The organism is Catellatospora aurea (assembly GCF_042663325.1).
In the GTDB taxonomy this organism is placed as follows: Bacteria; Actinomycetota; Actinomycetes; order Mycobacteriales; family Micromonosporaceae; genus Catellatospora; species Catellatospora aurea.
In genome coordinates, this window is sequence record NZ_JBHTAC010000006.1 from 232,624 (window position 1) to 259,110 (window position 26,487).

Annotated in this window: 25 protein-coding genes and 1 pseudogene; 11 read left to right on the forward strand and 15 right to left on the reverse strand. The window is 71.7% G+C overall.

Annotated elements, in window-relative coordinates; all coding sequences use genetic code 11:
• Window positions 1–64: 64 nt before the first annotated feature.
• From ACFQO7_RS08755 to ACFQO7_RS08785, 7 genes and pseudogenes are all read left to right on the forward strand, one after another.
• Complete coding sequence (locus ACFQO7_RS08755; protein WP_360521660.1) at window positions 65–1,027, forward strand: NYN domain-containing protein; 963 nt, start codon at window positions 65–67, stop codon at window positions 1,025–1,027.
• 1 nt (window position 1,028) lies between these two features.
• Complete coding sequence (locus ACFQO7_RS08760; protein WP_376805933.1) at window positions 1,029–1,229, forward strand: acyl-CoA carboxylase subunit epsilon; 201 nt, start codon at window positions 1,029–1,031, stop codon at window positions 1,227–1,229.
• A gap of 135 nt (window positions 1,230–1,364) precedes the next feature.
• Entirely contained in the window at window positions 1,365–1,931 is a 567-nt protein-coding gene (locus ACFQO7_RS08765) for a hypothetical protein (protein WP_376805934.1), read from the forward strand.
• Window positions 1,931–3,181: a hypothetical protein gene (locus ACFQO7_RS08770; protein WP_376805935.1), complete on the forward strand. Its 1,251-nt coding sequence runs from the start codon at window positions 1,931–1,933 to the stop codon at window positions 3,179–3,181. Before ACFQO7_RS08765 ends, ACFQO7_RS08770 begins: the two co-directional genes overlap by 1 nt.
• Window positions 3,178–4,329 carry a S8 family serine peptidase gene (locus ACFQO7_RS08775; RefSeq protein ID WP_376805936.1) on the forward strand — a complete coding sequence of 384 codons (1,152 nt, stop codon included), beginning with the start codon at window positions 3,178–3,180 and terminating at the stop codon, window positions 4,327–4,329. The genes ACFQO7_RS08770 and ACFQO7_RS08775 overlap by 4 nt, the downstream gene beginning before the upstream one ends.
• 190 nt (window positions 4,330–4,519) lie before the next feature.
• A pseudogene (locus tag ACFQO7_RS08780) lies at window positions 4,520–5,217 on the forward strand (Maf family protein); the annotation flags it as partial.
• A 33-nt stretch (window positions 5,218–5,250) separates the two neighbouring features.
• Complete coding sequence (locus tag ACFQO7_RS08785) at window positions 5,251–5,910, forward strand: O-methyltransferase (RefSeq protein ID WP_376805961.1); 660 nt, start codon at window positions 5,251–5,253, stop codon at window positions 5,908–5,910.
• A gap of 120 nt (window positions 5,911–6,030) precedes the next feature.
• Here ACFQO7_RS08785 and ACFQO7_RS08790 read toward each other — a convergent pair whose 3' ends face one another.
• From ACFQO7_RS08790 to ACFQO7_RS08805, 4 genes are all read right to left on the reverse strand, one after another.
• Entirely contained in the window at window positions 6,031–7,344 is a 1,314-nt protein-coding gene (locus ACFQO7_RS08790) for an MFS transporter (protein ID WP_376805937.1), read from the reverse strand.
• Between the two features lie 58 nt (window positions 7,345–7,402).
• Window positions 7,403–8,164: an ABC transporter permease gene (locus ACFQO7_RS08795; protein WP_203693252.1), complete on the reverse strand. Its 762-nt coding sequence runs from the start codon at window positions 8,162–8,164 to the stop codon at window positions 7,403–7,405.
• Between the two features lie 3 nt (window positions 8,165–8,167).
• The gene (locus ACFQO7_RS08800; protein WP_376805962.1) at window positions 8,168–9,154 is read right to left on the reverse strand and encodes an ATP-binding cassette domain-containing protein; all 987 of its coding nucleotides are present in this window, start codon (window positions 9,152–9,154) and stop codon (window positions 8,168–8,170) included.
• A 67-nt stretch (window positions 9,155–9,221) separates the two neighbouring features.
• Window positions 9,222–9,830: a helix-turn-helix transcriptional regulator gene (locus ACFQO7_RS08805; protein WP_376805938.1), complete on the reverse strand. Its 609-nt coding sequence runs from the start codon at window positions 9,828–9,830 to the stop codon at window positions 9,222–9,224.
• Between the two features lie 169 nt (window positions 9,831–9,999).
• On the opposite strand from ACFQO7_RS08805, the gene ACFQO7_RS08810 reads away from it, so the two are divergent.
• Complete coding sequence (locus ACFQO7_RS08810) at window positions 10,000–11,748, forward strand: acetyl/propionyl/methylcrotonyl-CoA carboxylase subunit alpha (protein WP_376805963.1); 1,749 nt, start codon at window positions 10,000–10,002, stop codon at window positions 11,746–11,748.
• Window positions 11,749–11,851: 103 nt separating this feature from the next.
• On the opposite strand, the gene ACFQO7_RS08815 is transcribed toward ACFQO7_RS08810, so the two are convergent.
• The 7 genes from ACFQO7_RS08815 to ACFQO7_RS08845 all read right to left on the reverse strand — a co-directional run bounded on the left by ACFQO7_RS08815 (window position 11,852) and on the right by ACFQO7_RS08845 (window position 20,001).
• On the reverse strand, window positions 11,852–12,112 hold the full coding sequence (locus ACFQO7_RS08815) for a hypothetical protein (protein ID WP_376805939.1): 261 nt from the start codon (window positions 12,110–12,112) through the stop codon (window positions 11,852–11,854).
• A gap of 98 nt (window positions 12,113–12,210) precedes the next feature.
• Window positions 12,211–13,650 carry a GuaB1 family IMP dehydrogenase-related protein gene (locus tag ACFQO7_RS08820; protein WP_376805940.1) on the reverse strand — a complete coding sequence of 480 codons (1,440 nt, stop codon included), beginning with the start codon at window positions 13,648–13,650 and terminating at the stop codon, window positions 12,211–12,213.
• 57 nt (window positions 13,651–13,707) lie between these two features.
• Complete coding sequence (locus ACFQO7_RS08825; RefSeq protein ID WP_376805941.1) at window positions 13,708–14,754, reverse strand: Fic family protein; 1,047 nt, start codon at window positions 14,752–14,754, stop codon at window positions 13,708–13,710.
• A 78-nt stretch (window positions 14,755–14,832) separates the two neighbouring features.
• Window positions 14,833–15,693 carry a transglutaminase family protein gene (locus ACFQO7_RS08830; RefSeq protein ID WP_376805942.1) on the reverse strand — a complete coding sequence of 287 codons (861 nt, stop codon included), beginning with the start codon at window positions 15,691–15,693 and terminating at the stop codon, window positions 14,833–14,835.
• Window positions 15,694–15,820: 127 nt separating this feature from the next.
• The gene (locus ACFQO7_RS08835) at window positions 15,821–16,777 is read right to left on the reverse strand and encodes an alpha-E domain-containing protein (RefSeq protein WP_376805943.1); all 957 of its coding nucleotides are present in this window, start codon (window positions 16,775–16,777) and stop codon (window positions 15,821–15,823) included.
• Window positions 16,771–18,357, reverse strand: coding sequence for a circularly permuted type 2 ATP-grasp protein (locus tag ACFQO7_RS08840; RefSeq protein ID WP_376805944.1), 1,587 nt, complete (start codon window positions 18,355–18,357; stop codon window positions 16,771–16,773). The genes ACFQO7_RS08835 and ACFQO7_RS08840 overlap by 7 nt, the downstream gene beginning before the upstream one ends.
• Window positions 18,358–18,597: 240 nt before the next feature.
• Window positions 18,598–20,001: an NAD(P)H-quinone dehydrogenase gene (locus ACFQO7_RS08845; RefSeq protein WP_376805945.1), complete on the reverse strand. Its 1,404-nt coding sequence runs from the start codon at window positions 19,999–20,001 to the stop codon at window positions 18,598–18,600.
• A 146-nt stretch (window positions 20,002–20,147) separates the two neighbouring features.
• Here ACFQO7_RS08845 and ACFQO7_RS08850 point away from each other — a divergent pair, with 146 nt between their 5' ends.
• Window positions 20,148–20,603 (forward strand): gamma-glutamylcyclotransferase family protein, encoded by a 456-nt coding sequence (locus tag ACFQO7_RS08850; RefSeq protein WP_203693259.1) that lies wholly within the window; start codon window positions 20,148–20,150, stop codon window positions 20,601–20,603.
• Here ACFQO7_RS08850 and ACFQO7_RS08855 read toward each other — a convergent pair.
• Both ACFQO7_RS08855 and ACFQO7_RS08860 read right to left on the reverse strand, forming a co-directional pair.
• Entirely contained in the window at window positions 20,600–21,526 is a 927-nt protein-coding gene (locus tag ACFQO7_RS08855; RefSeq protein ID WP_376805946.1) for a GNAT family N-acetyltransferase, read from the reverse strand. The genes ACFQO7_RS08850 and ACFQO7_RS08855 overlap by 4 nt on opposite strands.
• A 40-nt stretch (window positions 21,527–21,566) precedes the next feature.
• A complete protein-coding gene (locus ACFQO7_RS08860; RefSeq protein WP_361056360.1) occupies window positions 21,567–22,304 on the reverse strand; it encodes an SCO6745 family protein in 738 nt (245 codons plus the stop codon).
• 147 nt (window positions 22,305–22,451) lie between these two features.
• Between ACFQO7_RS08860 and ACFQO7_RS08865 the strand changes: the two genes are divergently transcribed.
• Window positions 22,452–23,027 carry a 3'-5' exonuclease family protein gene (locus ACFQO7_RS08865; RefSeq protein ID WP_376805947.1) on the forward strand — a complete coding sequence of 192 codons (576 nt, stop codon included), beginning with the start codon at window positions 22,452–22,454 and terminating at the stop codon, window positions 23,025–23,027.
• Here ACFQO7_RS08865 and ACFQO7_RS08870 read toward each other — a convergent pair.
• A complete protein-coding gene (locus tag ACFQO7_RS08870) occupies window positions 23,024–23,662 on the reverse strand; it encodes an MBL fold metallo-hydrolase (RefSeq protein ID WP_376805948.1) in 639 nt (212 codons plus the stop codon). The genes ACFQO7_RS08865 and ACFQO7_RS08870 overlap by 4 nt on opposite strands.
• A gap of 81 nt (window positions 23,663–23,743) precedes the next feature.
• Here ACFQO7_RS08870 and ACFQO7_RS08875 point away from each other — a divergent pair, with 81 nt between their 5' ends.
• Window positions 23,744–24,712, forward strand: a complete 969-nt coding sequence (locus ACFQO7_RS08875) for a DUF4349 domain-containing protein (protein ID WP_376805949.1) — start codon at window positions 23,744–23,746, stop codon at window positions 24,710–24,712.
• 62 nt (window positions 24,713–24,774) lie between these two features.
• Here the strand turns inward: ACFQO7_RS08875 and ACFQO7_RS08880 are convergent, their stop codons facing one another.
• Window positions 24,775–26,037: an amidohydrolase gene (locus ACFQO7_RS08880; RefSeq protein WP_360538444.1), complete on the reverse strand. Its 1,263-nt coding sequence runs from the start codon at window positions 26,035–26,037 to the stop codon at window positions 24,775–24,777.
• Window positions 26,038–26,487: the final 450 nt, after the last annotated feature.

Here is a 26,487-nt window from a genome sequence, read left to right on the forward strand (position 1 = left end):
TCGTTGAGTGACGGTCATGTGGCAGAACGTTCACGCTGACCGGTCGCTGTGCGACTATGTCGGGATGACCGTGCAGGAGCCTGCCGATCGCCACCTGCTGCCGCGCCGCTACACGGTGCTGGTGGACGTGGGCTACCTGTACGCGGCCTCCGGGGAGCTGCTGCTCGGCACGTCGAACCGCTCGGAGTTCAAAGTGGACGCCGAGTCGATGATTCACGCGCTCATGGCGCAGGCCGCGAGCTGCCTCGGCGCCGACCTGCTCCGGCTGTACTGGTTCGACGCGGCACGCGACCGGGTGCCCACCATCGACCAGCGCGTCATCGCCCAGATGGCGCAGGTCAAACTGCGGCTGGGCAACCTGAACCTGCGCGGGCAGCAGAAAGGCGTGGACGCGCAGATCCGCAGCGACCTGGAGACGCTGGCCCGGCACCGCTCGGTCACCGACGCGGTGCTGGTCGCCGGGGACGAGGACATGCTCTCGGCGGTCGAGGGGGCGCAGAGCTACGGCGTGCGGGTGCACCTGTGGGGCGTCGAGCCGCCGTACGGCACCAACCAGGCCGAACGGCTGGTCTGGGAGAGCGACACGGTGTACACGCTGGACGCGGACTTCGTCCGGCCGTACTTCACGGCGACCGGGCGGATCCGTACGCCCACGCCCGCCGAGGTGTTCTCCGGCCGGCCCGCCATCGCGCTGCCCGCCGCCCAGGTCTCGGCTCCCCCGGAGCCGCGCCCGGTGCCGGCCGCGCGCCGCTGGCAGCCGCAACCGCCGGAGCGCACCCAGCTCGTCGACATCGGCGAGTACGTGGCCCAGAAGTGGATCCTCACCCGCGGTCGTGACAACATCGGCGACCTGCTGCCGGGTCCGCTGCTGCCGACGGTCATCGACAAGGAGCTGCTGGTGGAGGCGGAGAAGGAGCTCGGCATCTCGCTGCGCCCCTTCGAGAAGGCACGGCTGTGGGTCCGCGACGGCTTCTGGTCGCGGGTGTATCGCGAGTTCGGCCTGGCCAGGCCGCATGGGGAGGGTTGAGATGACGGAGCAGCCGGTGATCCGGATCGAACGGGGCACGCCGACGGCCGAGGAGGTCGCAGCACTGGTGGCGGTGCTGTCGGCCCGTCCCGCGGCGGTCGCCGAGCCGTCGGCGCAGGTGTCCGCGTGGTGGCGCAGCGGGCTGCCCGCGGTGATCGCGGCCGGGCCGGGCGCCTGGCGGAGTTCCGGCCTGCCCCGCTGACCAGCGGGTGAGCACGGCCGATAGCCCGGTGTGCATCCTTGCCCCATTTCGGTAGTCTGCTAGCGCTGGACCGCGTTGGTCACCGACCGCGGCACCGCCGATCGCGGACGAGAACCCCTGGGGAGGGCGTGCGAGATGGGTCTGCCCGAAGAGGACAAAGGACCTGCCTGGCTGCGCGACTACGGTCGCGAGAGCGGGTACACGAAGGCGAACACGTTCACGGGTTACGACGACGGCTCGCTCGCCGTCGACCTGCAGAGCCTGGTCGACTTCGCCGAAGCGCTGGAGACGGAGCACACCAAGGACTACCGGCCACATGCGCAGGAGGTCTTCAAGGACATGTCCGCGAAGGTCGCCGACCCGCACGCCGACTTCATCGAGCTGTGCGCCAGCCTCGGCTGGCAGCGCGAGCTGCTGGTGCAGACCTCCGACGCGCTGCTCAAGCACGATCAGGCGGTGCTGGCGTTCGTCACCGCCGCCCGTCAGATCAGCAAGAAGTACGGCGAGGCCGACGCGCTCGGCGCGGCCAAGGCCCAGGACGTGAACAAGAACCTGGCCGTCGCGGTGCCCACCACGGCGCAGGTGCCCACGACCGTGCAGCAGCCCGGCACCACCACCGCGCCGGCCACCACCGCACCGACCACGACGATCCCGCAGGTCACTCCGACGGGCGGCACCACGACCGACGGAGGGGACTACTGATGGGCATCCCACCCGAGGACCGCGCCCCGGCCGGCACCAACTGGTACGGCAAGTCGATGCAGCAGATGTGGGACCTGGTGGCGGGCCGCCAACTGGAGCCCCACTACACCCAGGCGTCCGGCTGGAAGCGGGCCGGCGAGCTGGCCTACCTGCACAAGAGCCGCCTGCAGACCTACCGCGAGCGGCTGGCGCAGGCCTGGCCGCCGGAGTCCAGCGACGCCGCCAAGGCCTACCTGGCCAAGCTCGACGAGCTGATCGTCGCGGTCGAGGACGTGGCCCGCGTTTCCGCCCAGAACCACCAGTACTCCCGGGACATCCCGGCCGCGTTCAGCGAGGCCGAGCGCAAGCTCCAGCCGATCCGCGAGGAGTACAACCGCATCGACCGCGCCCTGCGCAACGGCGAGCCGACGCCGCTCCCGAGTGGACAGACGCCGGAGAAGTTTCTGGAGGGCAAGCTGAACGAGGCCCGTGGCGTGATGCGCGGGCTGTCGGCGGACCTGTCGCTGGTCCGGGTCGGCATGGCCCCGCCCAAGCCGTACCTGCCGCCGGTCAAGCACCAGAGCGGCGACGAGCGGGACTACAGCGGCGTGGTGCCGCCGGTGATCCCGCCGGTGATGCCCTACGGCGGCGCGATCGCCCCGACGCCCACGGTCGGCGGCGCCACGCTGGCCCCGGTGCCGGTGGCCACGGGCCCCGACCTGACCGGGCTGGCCCCGGCGCCGACGGCGCCCACCCCCACGCCCACGATCCCCGGCACACCGCCGCCGGTCACGCCCGGCGGCACGCCGCCGTTCAACACCGGCCCGGTGATCGGCGCTCCGCCACCCGTGCTGCCCGGCATGGGCAAGCCCACCATCGGCACTCCCGTCATCGGCAACCCCGGTCCGGGCCTCGGCGCGCCGCGCGCGATGCCCGCGGGTGGGGTCATCGGCGGCGCTCCCGGTGCCGGCATGGGCGGCCGCCCCGGCGTCGCGGGGGCGCGCGCCAACCCGGTCGGCGGCATGATCGGCGGACCGGGCGGCGGCATGGGCGGCCGCGGCGCGGCGGGCACGGTCAGCGGTCGCGGCACGAACGGCTTCGGCGCGCCCATGGGCGGTGCGCCGGGCGCGGGCCGACGTCGTGACGAGGACGATCCCGACTTCGATCCGGACACCCTGTGGGCCGTGGATCAGGGCGGTGCTCCGGTGCTGGACGCGCCGGACGCGCCCGGTCCGGTGGACCCGGGTCCGGCGATCGGGCTCGCCCGATGAGGTTCGCCGCACGTCTGGCGGCGGCGAGCCTGCTCGCCGCCGTCGCCACGGTCGGGGTGGGCGCTCCCGCCCACGCCGACCGGTACCGCAACGACCAGTGGTTCCTGCCGTTCCTGCGGGTCAGCGAGGCACACGCGATCAGCCAGGGCGAAGGCGTGACCGTCGCCCTCATCGACAGCGGGGTGGAGGGCGGGCACCCCGACCTCACCGGCAACGTGCTCAAGGGCTTCGACACGATCGTCGGCGGCGACGGCGACGGCTGGGGCGACGACGAGGGCCACGGCAGCAGCATGGCCGGCCTGATCGCCGGCCACGGCCACGGCGCGGGCAACCGCGACGGCGTGCTGGGCCTGGCCCCGAAGGCGAAGATCCTGCCGATCCGGATCTCCACGGCCAAGGGCCACGGCGGCGGCGACGCCATCGCGATCGGCATCGACGAGGCCGTCAAGCGCGGTGTGAAGATCATCTCGATCTCGGAGTCGGCCCCGTCCGCGGACTCCTCGGTGCTGATCAAGGCGGTGGAACGCGCCCACGCGGCGGGTGTGCTGATCATCGCGGCCGCGGGCAACCAGCCGGAGAACTTCTACGTCGCCGCCCCGGGCCGCTACCCCGGCGCGGTCGCGGTCGGCGCGGTCGACCAGAAGGGCGCGGTCGCCCCGGTCTCGACCCGCGGCGCGGAGGTGCAGCTCGTCGCCCCAGGCGTCGACATCACCAGCACCAGCCGCATCAACAAGGCCACCAACACGCAGTACCGCAAGTCCAGCGGCACCAGCCCGGCGACCGCCATCACGGCCGGGGTCGCGGCACTGGTCTGGTCGAAGTACCCCCAGCTCACTGCCGACGAGGTGCTGGAGCGGATGACCCGCACCGCCGTGGACAAGGGCCCCGCGGGCCGCGACAACGACTACGGCTTCGGCCTGATCGATCCCGTCGCCGCGCTGACCGCCCCGGCCGCATCGCCGTCGGCCGCCGCCCCCACCATCGCCCCCTCGATCGAGGTGTCCCTGCCCGAGCTGCCCGGCACCCCGGACAACAGCGGGCTGAGCGGGCTCTTCATGGGCGTCGGCCTGATCGTCATGCTGCTCATCGGCACCGTCCTGGTGGTCGCCGGCATCGCCGTCTTCCTGGTCCTCCGCAAACGCCGCTGAAAGGAAGGGCATCGTCGGCTCGCGTCAGCGAGACGAGCAGCGACGCGGTACATCGCTATGCGTTGTGAAAGGTGCCCTTCCTAACGCCGTAAGCCGTCAAGCTGGGCGGAAGCGGCTGGCCTCGGCGGTCGCGCGTGCCGCCGCCGCCCGTGGCGGGCCTGGCGCTCCGGACGCCGGTACGCTGCCCTGCATGGCAGCTCGACCGACCTTCATCCTCGCCTCCGCGAGCCCGGCCCGGCGCACCCTGCTCGACTCGGCGGGCATCGACGCCGAGGTGATCGTCAGCGGGGTCGACGAGGACGCCGTCGAGGCGACCACGGCGGAGGCGCTGAGCGCGGTGCTGGCCCGGATGAAGGCGCACGCGGTCGCCGAGCGCCTGCGGCACAGCGCCACCGCCCCGGCCAGGGCACTCGTCCTGGGCTGCGACTCCGTGCTCGCCTTCGACGGGCAGATCCTCGGCAAGCCCGACGACGCCGACGACGCCGTCAAGCGCTGGCAGGCCATGCGGGGACGCAGCGGCGTGCTGCACACCGGCCACTGCCTGGTGGAGCTGCCCACCGGCCGGGTCACCGAGGAGGTCGGCTCGACCGTGGTCCACTTCGCGGACATCGCCGACGCCGAGATCGAGGCGTACGTCGCGACCGGTGAGCCGCTGTGGGTCGCGGGCTCCTTCACCATCGACGGGCTGGGCGGCCCCTTCGTCGAGCGCATCGAGGGCGACCACACCAACGTCGTCGGGCTCTCCCTGCCCCTGCTGCGCCGCCTGCTGGCCGCGCTGGACATCCCGATCACGGAGCTCTGGCGGCAGCGCTGACCCGCCCACCTGGCATAGGGTCGGCGGTGGGGCCACCGGGCACACCCGGGCCCCGCGTGTTGGACAGCTCGGCCCGGCGTACCCCGGGCGGGCGGAGTGGAGGAGTCATGGGCCGCGCCTTCATCACGGTCACCGACGAGCTGCACGATTACGTCGTCGCGCACGGCACCCCGCCCGGCGACCTGGAACGCGACCTGGTCGCCGAGACGCTGCGGGCGACCGGCGGCGCGTCCCGGATGCAGATCGAGCCCGAGTACGCCGCCCTGCTGACGATGCTGACCAGGCTGGTGAACGCCCGCAACGCGGTCGAGGTGGGCACCTTCACCGGCATGTCCTCGCTGGCCATCGGCCGAGGGCTGGCCGACGGCGGCAGGCTGGTCTGCTTCGACATCTCCGCCGAGTACACGGCCATCGCGCAGCGTTACTGGCAGCGGGCTGGGCTGGCAGACCGCATCGAGCTGCGCCTCGGGCCGGCCGTCGAAGGGCTGGCCGCGCTACCCGCCGAACCCCATCTGGATCTGGCCTTCATCGACGCCGACAAGGAGGGCTACGCGGCCTACTGGGACGCCCTGGTGCCGCGGATGCGCCCCGGCGGGATGCTGATCGTGGACAACGTGCTGTGGTCGGGCCACGTCCTGGACGACAAGCCCAAGGACACGTCCACCGCCGCGCTGATCGCCTTCAACGCCAAGGCCGCCGCCGACGACCGCGTCGACGTCGTCATGCTCCCCTTCTCCGACGGCGTCACCCTGGCGCGCAAGCGCTGACCGGCCCGGCGTGGAAGTGCATGACGTTTCCGGTCATGATCTGCGTTTCGACGCCAGGTTCTGACCCGAAACGGCGATCTTCCCCGGCAACCCCGTCGCCGGCCACCGCTCAGCGGCGGGTCAGGCGGGGTCCGTGGCCAGGGCCGGGGTGAGCGAGGTGCGGCCGGTCGCGGCGAAGCGCCAGGCCAGGTAAGCAGCGCCCGCGATCAGCAGCGGGATGAACAGGAACGCGGCGTGCGCGCCGACCTGGTCGGCGACCAGCCCGAGCAGCAGCGGCCCCGCCCCGAAGCTGACCGCCATCGAGTACGACGCCACCCCGGCGGCCCGGTCCGCCTGGCCCGGTGCGGCCGCCACGGCCAGCGAGATGGCCAGCGGGTAGTGCATCGCGTTGCCGAGCCCGACCACGATCAGGCCCGCCACCGCCACCACCGCGCTGCCGGCGCTCCAGAAGACGATGAACCCGGCGAGACTCAGCGCCAGCGCACCGAAGTAGAGCGGGATGGCGGACATCCGCAGCGCGATCCGGGCCCCGGCCAGCCGGCCGGCGAACATGCCGCCGACCATGGCGGACATGACCGCGGTGGCCGCCCCGGCGGACAGCCCGACCTGGCCCCGCAGCACCTCCGCGGTCCACATCGACAGCACCACCTCGACCGCGCCGGTGACCGTCATCATGCCCCAGGCCAGCCAGTACGCCCCAGGTAGCCGGACGCCCCGAGGGTGGACCGGACCGTCACCGGCCGGCGCAGCAGCCCGGCTGTCGACGGCGACCGCCGCGACCCGTTCGGCGTCCGATGCCGCGACGCGGTCCGCGGTGGCAGGCACGACGGCGAGGCCCGTCCCGGCCACGACCGGCGCGGCGTGGCCGGACGGGATGCGTACCCCCTTGATCATCGCGGCCACCGCGACCAGGGCGATCAGGGCGACCAGCAGGGCGAGACCGGCCCGCCAGCCCCAGCCCGCGCGGATGGCCGCGCCGATGATCAGCGGGGCGACCAGGCCCGCGGCGCAGGCGACGGCGTTGGCCTCGCTGATCGCGGCGGGACCGGCCGGTCCGTGCCGCTCGGCCAGCGCGGAGACGATGCCGCCGATCGCGGCGATGCCGGCTGTGGCGATGACGACGGTGAGCCCGATGGTGACCGCGAAGTACGCGGGCAGCAGCACGAAGCCGAGCACACCCGCGGCGATGACGGCCTGGCAGGCCCAGAGCACGGGTCCGCGGCCGAAGCGCCGGGACAGGTGGGGGTAGAGCGCGCCGCCCGCGACCGCGCCGACCGCGATGGCGGTGCTGTGCAGCCCGGCCACGGCGGCCGAGGTGCCCTGCTCGGCACGCAGCAGCGGCACGATCGGGCCGAAGCCGTAGTTGAAGTAGCCCCAGAGCCCCAGCTGAAGGTAGATCAACCAGGTGGCGAGGTCACGCGAAAGCCGGGGCACCTACCGAAGCTACGCTCCTTACAGGTACCCCGGCCTCGGGTTGAGACGGAGCCAACACTCAGCGCACGGACTTGGCGAACGTCCGCGACGAGATGATCAGCGCGACCACGGTCAGCGGGGTCAGGATCGCCAGCGCCTGCCAGACCGCGTCGTCACCGGGGTTGCCCGCGAACAGCGCGCGCACGCCGTCGGTCGCCCACTTGAACGGGTTGGCCTTGGCGACGTTCTTCAGCCACTCCGGGGCGAAGGTGAGCGGCAGGAAGATGCCCGCCAGCAGCATGATCGGCTGGATGACCGTGTTCAGCATCGGGGCCATGGCGTCCTCGCTGCGCAGGGTCAGGCCCAGCGCGTAGCCGGTCGACGACAGCAGCAGCGTCATCAGGCCGATCAGCAGGTACGCCAGCAGCGCGTCGCCGACCGCCACCCGCAGCCCGAACGGCACCGCGAGCAGCGTCACGAGCACGGCCTGGAACAGCAACTGCACCACGTCACGCAGCGAGCGGCCGAGCAGCAGCGCGACCCGGCTGACCGGGGTGACCCGGTTGCGCTCGATCACCCCGGCCCGCAGCTCGGCGATGATGCCGAACCCGGAGAAGGCGCTGAACAGGGCGACCATGACCAGCATGCCGGGCACGAAGATCCGGTACGCCTGCTCGTCGGTCATCGGGCCGCCCTGGCTGAGCGCCTGCTTCATCAGCGGCGCGAACAGCAGCAGGTAGAACATCGGCTGGATGATGCCGACGGCGACCCAGACCGGGTTGCGCAGCAGCAGCTGCATCTGGCGCTGGAAGACCAGCCAGGTGTCACGAAGGAACTTCACTGCTCAGCTCTCCCTCAGGCTGCGGCCGGTCTTGGCCAGGAACACGTCGTCGAGGCTGGGCCGGTGCAGCTCGATGCCCTCGATGGCGACGCCTTCGGCGTCCAGGGTGCGCAGCACGTGCGGGATGGCGCTCGCGCCGTCCTCGACGTACAGCCGCAGCGACTGCTCGGTGGTCTCGACCTTGCGCACGTACTCGGCGTTGTCGAACAGGTCGGCGGCCTTGGCGACCTCGCGGGCGTTGACGGAGACGACGTCGCCGAGCACCTCCTGCTTGAGGTCGGCGGGCGTGCCCTCGGCCACGATCTGGCCGTGGTCCATGATCGCCAGCCGGTCGCAGAGCGCGTCGGCCTCGTCCAGGTAGTGCGTGGTGAGGAAGACGGTCATGCCCATCTCCCGCAGCTTGCGTACCTCGCCCCACATGTGGGCGCGGGACTGCGGGTCCAGGCCGGTGGTCGGCTCGTCGAGGAAGACGACCTTCGGCGAGTGGATGATGCCGAGCGCGATGTCGACGCGGCGGCGCTGCCCGCCGGAGTAGGTCTTGCAGCGGCGGTCGGCGTACTCGGCCAGCTCGAAGGTCTGCAGGGCCTCGTCGGCGCGGCGCTGCGCGTCGGCCTTGCCGATGCCGTACATGCGCGCGTGCAGCACCAGTTCCTCGCGGCCGGTGGACTCGTCCCAGGTGCTGCCGCCCTGGGCGACGTAGCCGATGCGGCGGCGCACCTCGCCTGGCTCCTTGCGCAGGTCGGCGCCCGCGATGACGGCGCTGCCGCCGTCGGGCTCCAGCAGGGTCGCGAGCATCCGCAGGGTGGTGGTCTTGCCGGCGCCGTTCGGGCCGAGGAAGCCGAAGATCTCGCCCTCGGCGACGCTCAGGTCGACGCCGCGTACCGCCTCCACGGTCTTCTGCCGCTGGCGGGCTTGCCCGTCAGCGCCATGTCGCTCAGCGCGACCGGCGCGGGAGCGGAAGGACTTCCGCAGCCCGGAGGTCTCGATGATCATTTTTACTCCAAGGTCAGGGGTGACCTGGAGCCTAGGGCTGGGGTCTGACGGTAGTCAAGTTTGATTAATCGGTTGCGGAGTTATCGAACCCGCGCTTCCAGCGCTCCTGCAACTCCGCCGACAGGTACGGCTCCCCCGCCTCGATCCGCTCGGCGACCCGCTCGCACCACGCGATCTCGCCCTCGTTGCGGGCGATGCCCAGTTCGAGCATCCAGCGCACGTGGACCGGCTTGTTCTCCGGCACCGCCCAGCCCGAGGCGATCGCGGCCTGCGCGCCCTCGTTGTCCGCCCGCAACTTCCGGGCCCGGTGCCGCAGCGCGGCCGCCACCTCCTCCCGAGGCAGCTCTGTCATCAGCGAGAACCCGGCCAGGAACGGGTCCTCCACCTCCCGCTGCTCCCACAGCGCGGCCGACAGCAGGTCCCGGAACTGCTCGTCACCCTTGGGGGTCATCTCGTACCGCGTCCGCGCGGGCCGGCCGCCCACCTGCTCGCTGCCGACCTCCCGCAGCGCGCCCTCCTCGGCGAGCTTCTTCAGCGCGTGGTAGACCGAGCCGGGCTGCACGTTGGCCCACTTGTCCGCGTGCCAGCTCAGCAGCTCCCGGCGGACGTCGTAGCCGTGCACCGGCTGCGCCATCCGCACCACGCCGAGGATCATCATTCGGGTCGTCGACACGGTGAACAGTGTGCGGCCGTACCGGCGATCGGGGGTATGCCACCCCCACCAGCGGTGACATGAACGAGCGTTCATGACACAGGTCACATGCCACCTGAGCGCTCGTTAATGATCAACTCCACCGATAGACTCCGCGCAGGCCCGTTCGGGGAGGACGATGATGACGATGCTGTCCAAAGTGTTGATCGCGAACCGTGGCGAGATCGCCGTACGCGTGGCACGCGCGTGCCGCGACGCGGGCCTGGCCAGCGTCGCTGTGTACGCCGACGGGGACCGCGACGCGCTCCACGTGACCATCGCCGACGAGGCGTACGCCCTCGGCGGCGAGACCGGCGCCGACACGTACCTGCGCATCGACAAGCTGATCGAGGTCGCGCAGCGCTCCGGCGCCGACGCGGTGCACCCCGGCTACGGCTTCCTGTCCGAGAACGCCGCGTTCGCCGAAGCCGTCATCGAGGCGGGCCTGACCTGGGTCGGCCCGACCCCGCAGGCCATCCGCGACCTCGGCGACAAGGTCACCGCCCGGCACATCGCGCAGCGCGCCGGCGCTCCACTGGTGCCCGGCACGCCCGACCCGGTGAAGCACGCCGACGAGATCGTCGCCTTCGCCCAGGAGCACGGCCTGCCCGTCGCCATCAAGGCGGCGTTCGGCGGCGGCGGGCGCGGCCTCAAGGTCGCCCGCACTCTGGAGGAGATCCCCGAGCTGTTCGACTCGGCCACCCGCGAGGCCGTCGCCGCGTTCGGCCGCGGCGAGTGCTTCGTCGAGCGCTACCTCGACCGGCCCCGTCACGTCGAAGCCCAGGTGCTGGCCGACCAGCACGGCAACGTCATCGTCGTCGGCACCCGCGACTGCTCGCTGCAGCGCCGACACCAGAAGCTGGTCGAGGAGGCCCCCGCGCCGTTCCTGACCGAGGCCCAGCGCGCGGCCATTCACGACTCCGCGAAGGCGATCTGCCGCGAGGCCGGCTACCACGGCGCGGGCACCGTCGAATACCTCGTCGGCGTCGACGGCACCATCTCGTTCCTGGAGGTCAACACCCGGCTCCAGGTCGAGCACCCGGTCACCGAGGAGACCTCCGGCATCGACCTGGTCCGCGAGCAGTTCCGGATCGCCGCGGGCGAGAAGCTGCGCCTGCAGGCCGACCCGGCCCCGCGCGGCCACTCGATCGAGTTCCGGATCAACGGCGAGGACCCGGGCCGCAACTTCCTGCCCGCCCCCGGCGCGATCACCAAGATGCACCTGCCCGGCGGCCCCGGCGTACGCGTCGACACCGGTTTCGAGACCGGCAACGCCATCAGCGGCAACTTCGACTCGCTGCTCGCCAAGGTGATCATCACCGGCGAGAACCGCACCGAGGCCCTGGAGCGCGCCCGCCGCGCCCTGGACGAGATGGTCGTCGAGGGCATGGCCACCGCCCTGCCGTTCCACCGCGCCATCGTGCGCGACCCCGCGTTCGTCGAGTTCATCGTGCACACCCGGTGGATCGAGACGGAGTGGAACAACACCGTGCCGCCGTTCACTGCCGCGGCCGCCGGCGACGAGGAGGCCGGCGAGCGGCAGACCGTCGTGGTCGAGGTCGGCGGCAAGCGCCTGGAGGTCTCCCTCCCGGCCTCGTTCGGGGGTACGGCCGTGGCCGCGCCCGCCGCGGCCGGACGTCCCGCCAAGCGGCCCGGAGCCAAGCGCGGCGCGAAGGTCGCCGCAGGCGGCGACGCGCTGACCGCCCCCATGCAGGGCACCATCGTCAAGCTCGCGGTCGCCGACGGCGACACCGTGGCCGAGGGCGACACCGTCCTGGTCCTGGAAGCCATGAAGATGGAACAGCCCCTCACCGCCCACAAATCCGGCGTGATCACCGGCCTGACCGCGGCGGTCGGCGAGGTCGTCCAGTCCGGCACCACCCTCTGCGAGATCAAATAAGCCCGCCCTGCCCGGCCCCCACCTGGCGCAACTCTTGAAAAGTCGCGGCCTCAAGACTCCTTGAGGCCGCGACTTTCAAGATCCGGGAGGGCGTCCGGGTGGGTCAGAAGGGGGCCTGGTCTTCGCCGAGCAGGGCGAGGATGGTGTTCTTGGAGCCGCCCTTGAGGCTCTGGACGACCACCTTGGCGGAACGGCCGTCCGGCATCTCCAGGGTCAGGGTCAGGCCGACCGGGTTCTTGATGGCCGCGGAGTCGGCCGCGAGCCGGAAATCGCCCGCCCAGGGCCGGACGCCGCCGTTGCGGCCGGGTTCGGTGAACAGAGCGGCGGAGCCGGACGTTCGCGTGCCGTCCGCGGAGATCAGCACTGCAGCACTTCGATAAGTAGCCATATGCGCCCCAGCCTATAGGACGCCGGACCTGATCCGGGTGACACGGAACACCCTGTGACCCGTGCGGTGGCTTCTCACCAGGACGTGGGCAGGGGCATGCCCTCGGTGTAGCCCGCCGTCGACTGGACACCGATGAGGGCTCGGGCGTGGAACTCCTCCAGGTCCGTGGCGCCCGCGTAGGTGCAGGCGCTGCGGACCCCGGCGACGATCTCGTCGATGACGTCCTCGACCCCGGGACGGGCCGGGTCCAGGTACATCTTGGCGGTGGAGATGCCCTCCTCGAAGACGGCCTTGCGGGCTCGGTCGAACGCCGAGTCCTCGGCGGTGCGCGCGCTGACCGCCCGCGCCGACGCCATGCCGAAGTTCTCCTTGTAGCGCCGCCCGTCCGGGTCGGTGTAAAGGTCGCCGGGCGATTCGTAGGTGCCCGCCAGCCACGACCCGATCATCACGTTCGCCGCGCCCGCGGCCAGGGCCAGGGCCACATCCCGAGGATGGCGTACGCCGCCGTCGGCCCACACGTGCCGGCCCAGCTCACGGGCCGCCGCCGCGCACTCCAGCACCGCCGAGAACTGGGGTCGGCCCACCCCGGTCATCATGCGCGTGGTGCACATCGCGCCGGGGCCCACGCCGACCTTGATGATGTCGGCTCCCGCCTCGACGAGGTCGCGTACCCCCTCGGCGGTCACCACGTTGCCCGCCACGACCGGCACCTGCGGATCGACCGAGCGCACCGCCCGCAGCGCGTTGATCATGCGGGATTGGTGGCCGTGCGCGGTGTCCACGACCAGCACGTCCACGCCGCCCTCCAGCAGCTCGGCGGCCTTGCCGGCCACGTCGCCGTTGATGCCGATCGCCGCCGCAACCCGCAGCCGCCCCTTCTCGTCCAGCGCCGGGGTGTACAGCGTCGCCCGCAGCGCCCCCTGCCTGGTCGTGATCCCCGCCAGCCGCCCCTCGTGGTCGACCACCGGGGCGACCTTGCGCCGACCCTGGTTGAGGATGTCGAACGCCTCGCGCGGGCTGGCCATGGCGGGCACCGTCAGCAGCTCCGTCGACATCACGTCGCGTACCTGGGAGAACCGGTCCACGCCCATCGTGTCGGACTCGGTGACCAGCCCCAGTGGGCGGCCCTGCTCGTCGACGACCACCACGGCCCCGTGCGCCCGCTTGGGCAGCAGGTGGATGGCGTCGCCGACGGTCTCGTGCGGGCGTAGCGTGATGGCCGTGTCGTGCACCAGGTGCCGCTGCTTCACCCAGCCGACCACCTCGGTCACCACGGCGCTCGGGATGTCCTGCGGGATCACTGCGAGGCCGCCGCGCCGCGACACCGTCTCGGCCATGCGCCGCCCGGCGATCGCGGTCATGTTCGCCACCACGATCGGGATGGTGCACCCGGTGCCGTCGGCGGTGGACAGATCCACCTCCATGCGCGAGCCGACCTCGGAACGGCTCGGCGCCATGAAGACATCGCTGTAGGTCAGATCGTGCGCGGGCTGCGCACCGGACAGGAACCGCATGAGGCCATCTTCACCCATCAACCGGGCACGCCCCGCCCCGACCGGCATTTCACCGACTCAGAGACGCCGCCAGGTCGCGGCGCGGCCGACGCCGTCCACCGCCACGATGTCGTCTTTGCGGAGCTGGTCGAGGACGATGCGAATGGTCGGATCGCTGATCCCCGGAAGCGCCTGGCGGATGTCGGCAAGCCGAAAGACACCGGGTGCCTGCCGCCGGACGTAGTCACGGACGCGGTCCTGTTTGTTGCCCGTGCTGCGGTCGGCGGCCGCGCGCCGGCCGAACAACCGGTAGGCCTCTGCCAGCGTCGCGACGAAGTAGCCGAGCCAAGGCCACGGATCGGCACGGTGCTCGTGCCAGCCGCGGGTGGAGTTCAGCAATGCCTGGTAGTACTCGTCCGCCGAATCAGCGATCAGCTGTTCGAGGCTCACGTAGCGGACCACCTCGTATCCGGAGTCGGCCAGCAGGGCATTGGTGATCACCCGGGCGACACGTCCGTTGCCGTCCTCGAAGGGGTGCACGATGGTCAGGTCGAGCACGAAAAGCCCGATGAGCAGCACCGGGTGGTGGGCACCGGCGGCCATCGCGGCCTGGAACCGGTCGATCAGCTCCGCCATGTAGAACTCGGTGCGCGCGGCGGGCACGGGGCGGAACCTGACCGTGGTGCTGCCGTCGGCGGCACGATCGACCACCACGTTGTCATGCGGCTTGAACTGCCCGCCGGGGCTGGCCGTCCGGCCGAAGAGCAACCGGTGGAGGTGCAGCACCAGACCAAGGTTCACGGGTTGCCACGACGACTGGAACAGATAGTCGAGCGCGTCCCGGTATCCGGCCAGTTCCTGCTCGCTGCGGGTGCGCAGGACCATGGTCCGGCCTTCGATGATCTTCTCGGCCCGAATCTGGTCCGGGACGACGATGCCTTCGATCTCGGACGACGCGGTGACGCTGGCGACCCGCGCTCGCCTGGCCAACGATGCGAGCACTCCGGGCAGCTGGTTGCGATAGAGCCCCTCGGAACCCTGGCCGATGTCGACCGTCCTGAGCAACGTGACGACGCGTGCCGGAACGCTACCCAGCAGCGTGTCGAGTTCCGTGAACCCGTGCACGCGGAAACCTACCAATCAATGAGCTAAACATACTAAGAACGAGCCGGATTAGTTAGTTTAGCTCATTGCGCTAAGCGTTTAGCGGATGCGGGTCAGGGTGACTTCGACGGACTGGCCGGTGTTGGAAGGGCCCGCGTAGACGCCCTTGAGCGGGGGCACGTCGCCGTAGTCGCGGCCGCGGCCGACGACCACGTGGCGCTCGCCGACCGGTACGCCGTTCGTCGGGTCGTACGCGTGCCACTGCCCCGACCACCACTCCACCCACGCGTGGCTCTGCCCGGTCACCGGCTTGCCCAGCGGCGCGTTCGGGGTCGGGTGCAGGTAGCCGGAGACGTACCGGGCGGGCAGGCCCATGGCCCGCAGCAGCGCCACCGACAGGTGCGAGATGTCCTGGCAGACGCCCTGCTTCTGTCGCCACACGTGCACCGCGTCGGTCATCACCCCGGTCGCCCCCGGCGTGTACTCCACCTCCCGCCGCACCAGGTCGAACACCGCCAGCGCCGCCTCGTCGGGCCCGTGCGCGGCGCGCAGCTCCGTAGCGAGCGCGCCCAGTTCCTCGTCGAGCGCGGTGCGCGGGGTCGGCAGCAGCAGCTCCTGCCAGCGGTCGACGTCGTTCGGGTCGGTCAGCTCCGCCCAGGACGGGCCGTCGGCACGCAGCGCGGCCGGGCCGGACGTCTCCACGGTCGCGTCGGCGATCACCTCCAGCACCTCGTGCGGCACCTGGACGTCGAACGAGGTCACCGTGGTGCCCCAGTAGTCCTGGTAGCGGTAGGTGCGGGCGGTGGGCCACACGCTGACCCGGGCGTCGAGCACCGTCTGCCGCGCCTCCGAACTCGGCGACATCCGCGCCTCGTTGTACGACGAAGCCACCGGCCCCCCGTACTGAAAACCGGTCCTGTGCCGAATCTGCACCCGCCACCCCGGCCCCGAAACCGTCACGCCCCCACCTCACTCCACTCGGCGCCCCGGCGGCCCACCGGCCCGGCGCAACTCTTAAAGACATGCGCCTTCGGCGCGTCCCGATGGCCGCGACTCTTCAAGAGTTGCGACAGAGGGCGGGAGGGGGTCATGCGACCGCTCCGGCCTGCCAGTGGACGGCGGCGGTCTGGCGGAAGTAGCGGGCGGAGACCGCGTCGTTGACCTGGGAGCAGGTGCGTTCCAGGCCGGACAGGACCGGGCCGAGGTCGGCGAGCAGCTCATCGGGCGAGCGGTAGGCCAGGTCGGTGCGGGCGCGGCCGAGGATGCGCTGCGCGTCGGTGCCCATGCCGACCCGGCCGGTGCGGGTGGTGCCCGCGACGGGTTCCAGCTCGGCCAGGCAGGACTCGGCGGTGACCAGCGCGGCCAGGATCGACCGCGGGAACAGCCGGTCGAGCAGCAGGAACTCGGCCGCGTGCCGGTCGCGCAGCGAGCCGCGGTAGGTGCGCAGGTAGGTCTCCCACGCCCCGCACGAGCGCAGCAGGGTCAGCCAGTTCGGGATGCTGCCGCCGGCCCGGGTGTGCGTGGACAGCAGCCGGGCGGTCATGTCGACCCGCTCCACGCTGCGGCCCAGCACCAGGAACAGCCAGCCCTCGTCGCGGCTCATGGTGGCGTCGGCGAGTCCGGCCAGCACCGAGCAGCGTTCGCGTACCCAGGTGAAGAACTGGTGCACGCCGCCCTCCTCGATGCGGCGGCGCGAGCCGGCCAGGCCGAGCCAGGTGGTGTTGAGGCACTCCCACATCTCCGCACTGACCGTCTCGCGCGCGCCGCGGGCGTTCTCCCGGGCGGCGGCCAGCGCGCCGAGCACCGAGCTGGTGCTGGTCAGGTCGAGGCCGAGGCGCTCGACGACGCCGGGCAGGCTGGCGCTCTCGTCGGGGCCGACCGGCAGCCCCATGACCGACAGCAGTGACCGGCAGGCCTGCTCCTCGTCGGTCCACGGGTCCTGCAGCATGCGGTGCAGGTGCACGTCGAGGATGCGGGCGGTGTCCTCGGCCCGCTCGACGTAGCGGCCGATCCAGTACAGCGATTCGGCGATGCGGCTCAGCATTGCACCCTCCCGTCCGGCCGTGCCTGCTGTTGCTGCTGCTGTTGCTGGTTGTTGCCGGACTGGCCGGGTCCCGGGTCGGGACGGCGTGGCGACGGGATCACGGTGATCTCGCCGGGGAACGGGTCCTGCCAGTCCTCGGCCGGGGAGCCGGGCTCGGGCAGCACCCAGGTGTCCTTCGAGCCGCCGCCCTGGCTGGAGTTGACGACCAGCGCGCCCTCGGGCAGCGCCACCCGGGTCAGCCCGCCGGGCAGCACCCGGACCTGGTTGCCGTCGTTGACCGCGAATGGCCGCAGGTCCACGTGCCGGGGCCGGAGCCGGTCCTCGATCAGCGTCGGCACCATGGACAGCTTCACCTCACGCTGGGCGATCCAGCCGCGCGGATCGAGCCGGATGCGCTGGCGTACGTGCTCCAGCTGCTCCTCGGTGGCCTGCGAACCGATCACGATGCCCGCGCCGCCGGACCCGTCGACCGGCTTGAGCACCAGCTCGTCCAACCGACTCAGCACGTGGGTGCGCACGTCCGGGTCGTCCAGCCGGTACGTCTCCACGTTGGCCAGCAGCGGTTCCTCGCCCAGGTAGTAACGGATCAGGTCGGGCACGTACGTGTAGAGCAGCTTGTCGTCGGCGACGCCGTTGCCGACCGCGTTCGCGATGGTGACGTTGCCGGCGCGCGCGGCGTTGAGCAGGCCCGCGCAGCCGAGCATCGAGTCGGCCCGGAAGTGCACCGGGTCGAGGAATTCGTCGTCGATGCGCCGGTAGATGACGTCGACGCGCTGCTCGCCCGCGGTGGTGCGCATGGCCACCTCGTTGCCTGCGCAGACCAGGTCACGCCCCTCGACCAGCTCCACGCCCATCTCCCGGGCCAGCAGCGCGTGCTCGAAGTACGCCGAGTTGTGCACGCCCGGGGTGAGCACCACCACGGTCGGATCGTCCACTCCGGCCGGTGCCGAGGCGCGCAGGGCCTGCAGGAGCATGCCGGGGTACGACTCCACGGGCCGCACCCGCGTCTGTGCGAACACCTCGGGCAGCACGTGCGCCATGGCGCGCCGGTTCTCCATCACGTAGCTCACCCCCGACGGGGTGCGCACGTTGTCCTCCAGGACCCGGAACTCGCCGGCCTCGTCGCGGATCAGGTCGACACCGGCGACGTGCACGCGCACCCCGTTCGGCGGCACGATGCCGGTCGCCTCGCGGTGGAAGTGGGCGCTGGTCACGATGAGCCGCCGGGGCACGATGCCGTCCTTGAGGACGTTGCCCTCGCCGTACACGTCGGCCAGGAACGCCTCCAGCGTGCGCACCCGCTGGGCGACACCGGCCTCGACGTGCCGCCACTGCTCGGCGGCGATGATGCGGGGCACGATGTCCAGCGGGAACGGCCGCTCGACGCCCTTGAGGGCGAACGTGATGCCCTGGTCGAGGAAGGCTCTGGCCAGCACCTCGGCCCGGATGCGCAGCTCGCCGCCGGCCAGCGGGCGCAGGGTCGCGTGCAGCGCCTCGTAGGTCGGCCGGGGCTCGCCGGGAACCCCGAACATCTCGTCCCAGCCGGGTCCGAGCGGGTAATCCTCGAAAAGGTCCGCCATGTCCCGACGCTACGCGGCAAGCGTTGCGATTGCGTAAACGATGTGAGATGTGGGACGCCGGAACAAAACGGTCAGCACCATGTCTGGTTAGACTGAATCACTTCATCGCAACTCCAGTTACCATAACTGGAGTTGCGATGAAGTGCACGTCGCCAGCGGTAGCGGCCGCTCGGTGTCATCCGCAGCGCAGCGGAGGATGGCATCGATTAAGGCCGCGGTAGCCGGCGAGCATGGCATCGCCTACTCGACGTCGTGCTGCATAAGCTGGCGGGCCGCCTCGGCGAGGCTGCCGCTCAGCGACGGGTAGATGGTGATGGTGTGGGCCAGCTGGTCCACCGTCATATGGTTCTCGACGGCCATGGTCAGCGGCATGATCAGCTCGCTGGCCCGGGGCGCGACGACGACGCCGCCGACCACGATGCCGCTGGCCGGGCGGCAGAACAGCTTGATGAAGCCGTCGTCCAGGCCGGCCATCTTGGCGCGGGCGTTGCCGGCCAGCGGCAGCATGACCTGCCGGGCCGGGACCTTGCCGCTGTCCACGTCGGCCTGCGAGACGCCGACCGTGGCCAGCTCCGGGTCCGTGAACACGTTCGCGGCGACGGTGCGCAGCCGCAGCGGGGCCACCGCCTCGCCGAGCGCGTGCCACATCGCGATCCGGCCCTGCATGGCCGCGACGCTGGCGAGCGGGAGCACGCCGGTGCAGTCGCCCGCGGCGTACACCCCGGGCACGTTGGTGCGCGACACCCGGTCGACCGTGACGTAACCGCCAGGGCCCACGTTGACGCCGTATTCGGTCAGGCCCAGGTCGGTGGTGTTGGGGATGGAGCCGACCGCCATCAGCGCGTGCGAGCCGGTGACCACCCGGCCGTCGGCGAGGGTGACCTCTACGCCGTCGCCGACCCGCTTGACCGCGTCGGCCCGCGAGTTGTTCAGGATGGTCATGCCGCGGGCGCGGAACACCCGCTCGATCGCCATGGCCGCGTCGGCGTCCTCGTGCGGCATGACCCGGTCGCGGGACGACACCAGGGTCACCGGCACGCCCATGGCCAGGTATGACGAGGCGAACTCGGCGCCGGTGACACCCGAGCCGATGACGATCAGGTGCTCGGGCAGCGCGGGCAGGTCGTACACCTGGCGCCAGGTCAGGATGCGCTCGCCGTCGGGTAGCGCGCTGGCCAGCCGGCGCGGCGTCGCACCGGTCGCGATGAGCACGGTGCTCGCGTCGATGGCGTACTCGGCGTCGCCGTCGGCCGGGCGCACCCGCACCCGGTGGGTGTGGCCGAGGGTGTCGTCGCCCATCTTCGCGGTGCCCTTGACCAGGGTGACCCCGGCCTTGATCAGCTTCGCGTGGATGTCGCCGGACTGGGCCAGGGCCAGCCGCTTGACCCGGCCGTGGACCGCGGCGGCGTCGACGGTGACGGTGCCCGCGCCCTCGTAGTGGACGCCGAACTCCTCGGTGTCCCGATAGCTCGTCACGACCTCGGAGCTGGCGATGAAGGTCTTGGACGGGACGCAGTCGTGCAGCACGCAGGCGCCGCCGGCGCCGTCGGCCTCCACGACCGTGACGTCCGCGTCGAGCTGCGCGGCGACGAGCGCCGCCTCGTATCCGGCGGGGCCGCCACCGATGATCACAATCCGACTCACGGTGTCATTCTTCCCTACCGGGCAAGTCGGCCAGGCGCGGATGCGACCGGGCTCACGCTCACCCAGCGTGCCGGAAAAGACACCGAGTGGTCCGACACGCACGGGCGTATTCTCAGCAAGGCGTCCGGGCGGCTATCGTCATCGCCGTGCGTCATTACGCAGCGTACGGCTCGAACCTGGACCCAGCCCGCATGCGGGCCTACTGTCCGCACTCGCCTATGGTCGGGACCGGCTGGCTCGAAGATTGGCGGCTGACCTTCGCAGGCGAGGACGAGGTCGGCTGGGAAGGCGCGGTCACCACGATCGTGGAGTCGCCCGGAGACCGGATCTTCGTGGCGCTGTACGACGTGCACCCGTGGGACGAGGCGGCGCTCGACGAGGTCGAGGGCGCGAACGCGGGCACCTACACCAAGCTGCAGCTGCGGGTCGCGACCCTGGACGGCAGCGCGCTGGCCTACGTCTACGTCTTCAACGGGTACGAGGGCGGCCTGCCGACCGCCTGGTACCTGTCCGAGATCGCGAACGCGGCGGAGAAGGCGGGCGCGCCCGACGACTACGTCGCCGCCCTGCGCGCCCGGCCCACCCGCACCGTCCGGCCCTAGCTCGGCAGGGCCGGCCGCTCGTAGATGTTGGCCTGGTAGGCCGCCCGCATGCCGACGCCGGTGTAGAGCCGGATGGCCTCGGTCGGGTTTGCCAGGTCCACGCCCAGTCCTGCCGAGACCCGGCCGTTGTCCAGGTAGCGGGCGAACGCGGCGGCGAGCAGCGCCCGGCCGACGCCGCGCTTGCGGAACTCGGCGCGCACCGCCAGGTGCTTCACCCAGCCCTCGTTGACGGCCTCGCTCTGCTCCGACGACTGCAGGATGCCCGCCATGGCCCCGTCGACCTCGGCGACGAACCACTCGTCCAGGCGCACCCGGTGGCCGTCGAGGAAACGCTCGCGCCACCGGTCGTAGCCGGTCGGCTGGTAGTCGGGGGTGTCCCGGAACGCGGCATCGAGCACGTCGAAGAACTCCGGCATGTCCGCGTCGGTCACCGGGCGCACGGTCACGCCGGGCACCTGGTCGAACGCCGGGGCGGGCAGGTCGAGCTGCATGCGGGCGTACTGCTTGACGAACTCGAAGCCCGCCGCGGTCAGCGACTCGATCCAGTAGGCCTCGACCGGGATGGCCCCGGCCCGCACCGTGCCCTCGCCGCGCTCGCGCGCCCGGCGCTCCGTCTCGGCCAGCATGCGCGCCAGCAGCGGGCGCATCGCGGGGCGTCCGCCCTCGGGGTGGACGTACACCTCCAGGAAGTCGCGCGGGGCTTCGCCCGGGTTCTCCAGGTAGCCCCAGCCGGCGATCGCACCGGCGGCGGTCACCGCGACCGTGCTGTACGGCCCCGACAGCGCCTCGGCGACGTCCTCCGGGGCGAAGTCGGCGAAGCCGACCGCGGTCATGTCGCTGGCATGCACGAGCGCCAGCAGGTCGGCGGCGTCCTCGTCACGCGTCGGCCGGAATGACCAGCCCTCGGGAAGTTCGTTCGTCACGCCGCCATCCTGACAACCCACCCCGATGACCACCAGCGGATTAGCGGCGGCGGGAGAAGACGGTGCGGGTGGTGTCCTTGAGAATCGTGATCCATTCGCCGCGCTCGGCGGGGGTGAAGTTCTGGACGGCCTGGCCGCTGATGCGGTCGGCCACCGCGTCGGCCCAGGCCCGGCGGCGCAGCAGCGGAGCCACCGGCGGGTACGGCGGCTGCCAGCCGAACGCGACCGCGGCCGCCTCGCCCTCGGGGCCCGCGATCAGCGCCTGGACCGGGCTCAGGCCGCTGGACCGCACCCCGAGCAGCAGCGCCCCGGCCCGGTGCTCGCGCAGCAGGTGCAGCGCGACGGCGGCGCGGGCGCCCGGCCCGTCGTCGGGCACCGGCATCGCCCGCCACGCGGCGAACAGCGGCAGGCCCGAGCCGTCGGCGGCGAGCACCGCCTTCTCGGTCAGCTCCACCAGCCGGTCCACCTTGGCCGCGTCGTCGAGGTGTTCGCTGCCCCAGCGGCAGCACTCGGCGAGCAGGTGCGCGGCGACCTCGCGGGGCGACAGCGCGCGTCGGGCCGCGTCCCAGCCGTCGCGCACCGCCTCGGGAGTGATCAGGCCCAGCGCCGCGGCGACGGTGTCGGGGCGTACGTCCCCCAGCGCCCCGCCCCGTCCGGCGACGTAACAGGCCCAGCCGGTGAGGCCGAGTTCACGGGCACGGCGCAGGGTGCGGGGGCATTCCAGGAACGCGCCGCCGAGCCGGTTCACCGCATCGGCCGCCATCGCCGCGGTCTGCATGGGCGTGGCCGTCAAAGGGGGTGTCACATGTGGATTGTGCCGCGCCGGACGCGCCGGGTCAGCCCCCCGGAAAGCGGGTGCGACGTGGACCGGGCCGCCCTAGGCTGGCTCGCGTTGCATACACCCTCGTCGAAAGCGTGGTGCGCGGTGCGCGCGGACATGTACTTCTCGGTCGATGTCGAGGCCGACGGCCCGATCCCGGGGCCGTACTCGATGCTGAGCTTCGGCGCGGCGGTGGCCGGGACCCGGGGTGAGGCCTTCGCGCGGGCCGAGCCGACCGCGGCGACGTTCTACCGCGAGCTGAAGCCGATCAGCGACGAGTTCGTGCCGGCCGCGCTGGAGGTGTCCGGGCTGGACCGGGCGGCGCTGCGGCGCGAGGGCACGGAGCCGGTGGTGGCGATGCGGGAGTTCAGCAAGTGGGTCACCGCCACGGCCGGCGAGTTCCGGCCGGTGTTCGTCGCGTATCCGGCCAGTTTCGACTGGATGTTCGTGTACTGGTACCTGATCCGGTTCACCGGGGCCAGCGTGTTCGGGCACTCCGGCTGCCTGGACGTGAAGACGGCGTACGCGATCAGGGCGGGCGTGCCGCTCGGCCGGGCGACCAAGCGCGCCATGCCGCGGCACCTGATGTCCACCCGGCGGCACACGCACCACGCCCTTGACGACGCGGTCGAGCAGGCCGACCTGTTCGCGAACCTGATGTCCTGGGACGGCTCCGCCTAGACCTCCACCGTGGTCCCGGCGGCCAGCCGCGCGTACTCGGCTCCGGAGCGCGCCGTCATGTGCGCGTCGGTGAGCGCCAGCCCCTGCTCGTTGAACAGGCAGTCGTGCATGGCGTACGCCCGCCGCGGCTTGACGGCCCGCACGAAGTCGATCGACTCGGCCAGTTTCAGCCAGGGGCCGGAGATCGGCACGAAGAGGGTCTCCACGTTCACGCCCGCGGGCACGTCGAACGAGTCCCCGGGGTGGTAGAGCGATTCGTTGACCAGGAAGCCCAGGTTCGCCACCTGCGGGATCTCCGGGTGGATCACGGCGTGCAGCCCGCCGTACGCCCGTACCAGCAGGTTGGCCGCGGTGAACGCGTGCCCGGAGGTGACCGGCACGGCCGCGCCCGCCCACTGCGCGGAGAACTTGTCCACCACGTCCGGGTGCGCATGGATCGTGATCGAGGGCCGCTTGGCCAGCGCGTCGGCCAGCCGGTCGGCGTCCACGTGGTCGGCATGCTCGTGGGTGAGCAGCACCGCGTCTGCCCCGTCGAGGGCGCGCTCCGACTCGCTCCATACCCCGGGATCGATCACCACGACCGCGTCGTCGTGCTCGATCCGCAGGCAGGAGTGCGAGAACTTCGTCACCCGCATCGGTGGCCGCCTTCCGTGTCTCGTGAATTCGTGGCCCGAATGTCGTCCTTCCGTGACCAGTCTGCCGGAACCTGAGGGGTCATGAGTGACGTCCGCAAAGGCATGAAGAAGACGTTCGTAACAGTGGCACTGAGCGCTCTGCTGTTGCTCGCGGGTTGTTCGGCGGCCGACGGGACGGCGACCGACACGGGCATGCCGGGGGGCGCCGCGCCCGAGGCGCCCGCGGACGGCGGCGCCGGCCTCGGATACCAGCAGAACGGCAAGACCGGGGAGGGCGCCGCGGTCGCTCCGGAGGGCGTCACCGCCACCGGCGGCCCGGTCGTCGGCCGGTCCCTGATCTACCGGGGCGACATCTCCGTCCGCGTCGACGACGTCGCCGCGTCCGCCGACCGGCTGACCTCGCTGGTCACCACGGCGGGCGGGCACATCGGGGCGGAGAAGCGTGTCAACGACGGCACCGAGTCCCAGGCCTCGATCACGGTCCGGGTGCCCGCGAAGCAGTTCCACGGCGTGGTGGAGCAGGTCGCGAAGCTGGGCACCGAGCTCAGCCGGAGCTCGAACACCGAGGACGTCACCGAGGCGGTCGTCGACCTCGACACCCGCATCGCCGCCCAGAAGGCCAGCGTCGAGTCGGTGCGCCGGATGTTCGCGCAGGCCAAGCAGCTCAGCGAAGTGGTGATGCTGGAGCGCGAGCTGAACCAGCGCCAGGCCGAGCTGGCCTCCCTGGAGCGCAAGAAGGCGGGCCTGGACGACCTGGTCTCGCTGTCCACGATCACCGTGACGCTGGTCGGCCCGCACACCCCGCTGCCCGAGCCCGAGGAGGAGCCCCTGCCGGGCTTCCTGGGCGGACTGGAGGCGGGCTGGGACGCCTTCGTCGCCTCCGTGCAGGTGGCGCTGGCGATCCTGGGCTTCCTGCTGCCGTTCCTGATCGCCCTCGCGATCCCGGTCGGCCTGGTGATCGCCCTGCGCCGCCGGCGCAGGCCCACCCCACCCGCTCCGGCCCCCGCCACCGTGCCCGCGGCCCCGCCCACCCACTCCACCGACGACTGACCCGCTGAACGCGGAAGCCCCGGCTCGCCGTCGCGGGCCGGGGCTTCGTGTGGCGGATCAGGTCAGAAGGAGGGGGAGGCCAGGGCCGCCAGAGCGGTGTGGACCATGGTGCGGACGCCGTAGCCGATGGCGCGCTCGTCGACGTCGAAGGCGGACTGGTGGATGTCCATCGGGGCGGAGCCGGGGATGCCGGTGCCCAGGCGGATCATCGCGCCGGGCACGTGCTCCAGGTAGAACGCGAAGTCCTCGCCGCCCATGCTGATCTCGGCCTCGACGACCCGCTCCGCGCCCAGCGCCGCGCCGGCCGCGCCCGCGATCACCGCGGAGGCCATCCGGTCATTGATCACCGGGGGCACGCCGCGGGTGTAGCGCACGTCGGCCTTCGCGCCCGTGCCGGCGACCACGTCCTTGATGAGCTGGGTGACCAGGTCGGGGGCCTCGCGCCAGGCGTCGCGGTTGAGCACCCGGATGGTGCCCTTGGCGCTGCCCTCGTTCGGGATCGCGTTGGAGGCCTCGCCGGCGTGGATCGAACCGAAGACCATGGACAGCCCGGCCCGCGGGTCGACCCGGCGGCCCAGCAACGCGGGCACCTCCGTCACCACCCGTCCCAGCGCGTACACCAGGTCGGCGGTCAGGTGGGGGCGGGCGGTGTGGCCGCCCTTGCCGCTCAGCCGCACCTCGACCGCGTCACAGGCGGCGGTGATCGCACCGGAGCGCACGCCCACGATGCCCACGGGCAGCTGCGGCGCACAGTGCAGCGCGTAGATCGCCGCGACGTCCTTCAGCGCACCCGCGGAGATCATCTCGGGCGCTCCCGAGTTGATCGACTCCTCGGCGGGCTGGAAGATCAGCCGCACCCGGCCGCCGATGCCGCCCTGCTGCTCCAGCTGGGCCAGCGCCAGGCCGACCCCGAGCAGCACCGTGGTGTGCACGTCGTGGCCGCAGGCGTGGGCCGCGTTGGCGACCGTCGAGCGGTACGGCACGTCCTTGGTGTCCGGCAGCGGCAGCGCGTCGAGGTCGGCGCGCAGCGCGATGACCCGGTCGCCCTCGCCGATGTCGCACATCACGCCGTTGCCGCGCGGCAGGAACTTCGGCTGCAGACCGGCCGCCGCGAGCTCGCGGGCGACCAGTGCGGCGGTCTCGAACTCCTGGTGCGAGAGTTCCGGGTGCGCGTGAAGGTGACGTCGTACCGCTACCAGGTTCGCGCCGTGCGCGGCGAGCCAGCGGTCGAGCCGGCCAGGTAGCGGATCGGTGTCCGACATGATCTCGGACACCATGGACGACGTCAGCAAGCTGCTCTTGGGCAGCGCCAGCGCACTCGTCACGGCAGATTCTCGATCTCGGTCGATGGGATAAACAGCGTCCAGCCTAGCCCTGCACCGGTGACTCTGCGCAACTACATCTTTGTAGTAGTTGGGTTGCTCAGAGTCACATTCGAGCAGGTCGGAGCCTTAGCAAGCGTGCAGGACCCTCGATGGCAAGTGTCCTCACCTCCTACAACGGGTGACGACGTGCCGGGTCACGCAACACGCGAGACTGACATCACCACCGATATTTCCGTCGCACATTCGGTGCGCGCCGATTCCGTTGTCCCACAAGGAGGACCGCACGGCCGATTCGATCAGGAACCTGTGGACAGGAAACACCGCCGAACCGTGCCATAAGTTCATGATCAACCCCGAAGCGGGACCACCCCACCGGGGGTCGCCCGGTGGGGTGGGGGGTTAGTCCCTTCGCCTGAATGGCGGCCCGTTCACGGGTGAAAACCGTGCGTG

What these genes read in the sequence shown, in the direction of transcription:
- ACFQO7_RS08755 (WP_360521660.1), top strand. Translation starts at nt 65, where the DNA reads ATGACCGTGCAGGAGCCTGCCGATCGCCACCTGCTGCCGCGCCGCTAC.
- ACFQO7_RS08760 (WP_376805933.1), top strand. Translation starts at nt 1,029, where the DNA reads ATGACGGAGCAGCCGGTGATCCGGATCGAACGGGGCACGCCGACGGCC.
- ACFQO7_RS08765 (WP_376805934.1), top strand. Translation starts at nt 1,365, where the DNA reads ATGGGTCTGCCCGAAGAGGACAAAGGACCTGCCTGGCTGCGCGACTAC.
- ACFQO7_RS08770 (WP_376805935.1), top strand. Translation starts at nt 1,931, where the DNA reads ATGGGCATCCCACCCGAGGACCGCGCCCCGGCCGGCACCAACTGGTAC.
- ACFQO7_RS08775 (WP_376805936.1), top strand. Translation starts at nt 3,178, where the DNA reads ATGAGGTTCGCCGCACGTCTGGCGGCGGCGAGCCTGCTCGCCGCCGTC.
- ACFQO7_RS08785 (WP_376805961.1), top strand. Translation starts at nt 5,251, where the DNA reads ATGGGCCGCGCCTTCATCACGGTCACCGACGAGCTGCACGATTACGTC.
- ACFQO7_RS08820 (WP_376805940.1), bottom strand. Translation starts at nt 13,650, where the DNA reads ATGCGGTTCCTGTCCGGTGCGCAGCCCGCGCACGATCTGACCTACAGC.
- ACFQO7_RS08835 (WP_376805943.1), bottom strand. Translation starts at nt 16,777, where the DNA reads ATGCTGAGCCGCATCGCCGAATCGCTGTACTGGATCGGCCGCTACGTC.
- ACFQO7_RS08840 (WP_376805944.1), bottom strand. Translation starts at nt 18,357, where the DNA reads ATGGCGGACCTTTTCGAGGATTACCCGCTCGGACCCGGCTGGGACGAG.
- ACFQO7_RS08860 (WP_361056360.1), bottom strand. Translation starts at nt 22,304, where the DNA reads ATGCAGACCGCGGCGATGGCGGCCGATGCGGTGAACCGGCTCGGCGGC.
- ACFQO7_RS08870 (WP_376805948.1), bottom strand. Translation starts at nt 23,662, where the DNA reads ATGCGGGTGACGAAGTTCTCGCACTCCTGCCTGCGGATCGAGCACGAC.
- ACFQO7_RS08875 (WP_376805949.1), top strand. Translation starts at nt 23,744, where the DNA reads ATGAGTGACGTCCGCAAAGGCATGAAGAAGACGTTCGTAACAGTGGCA.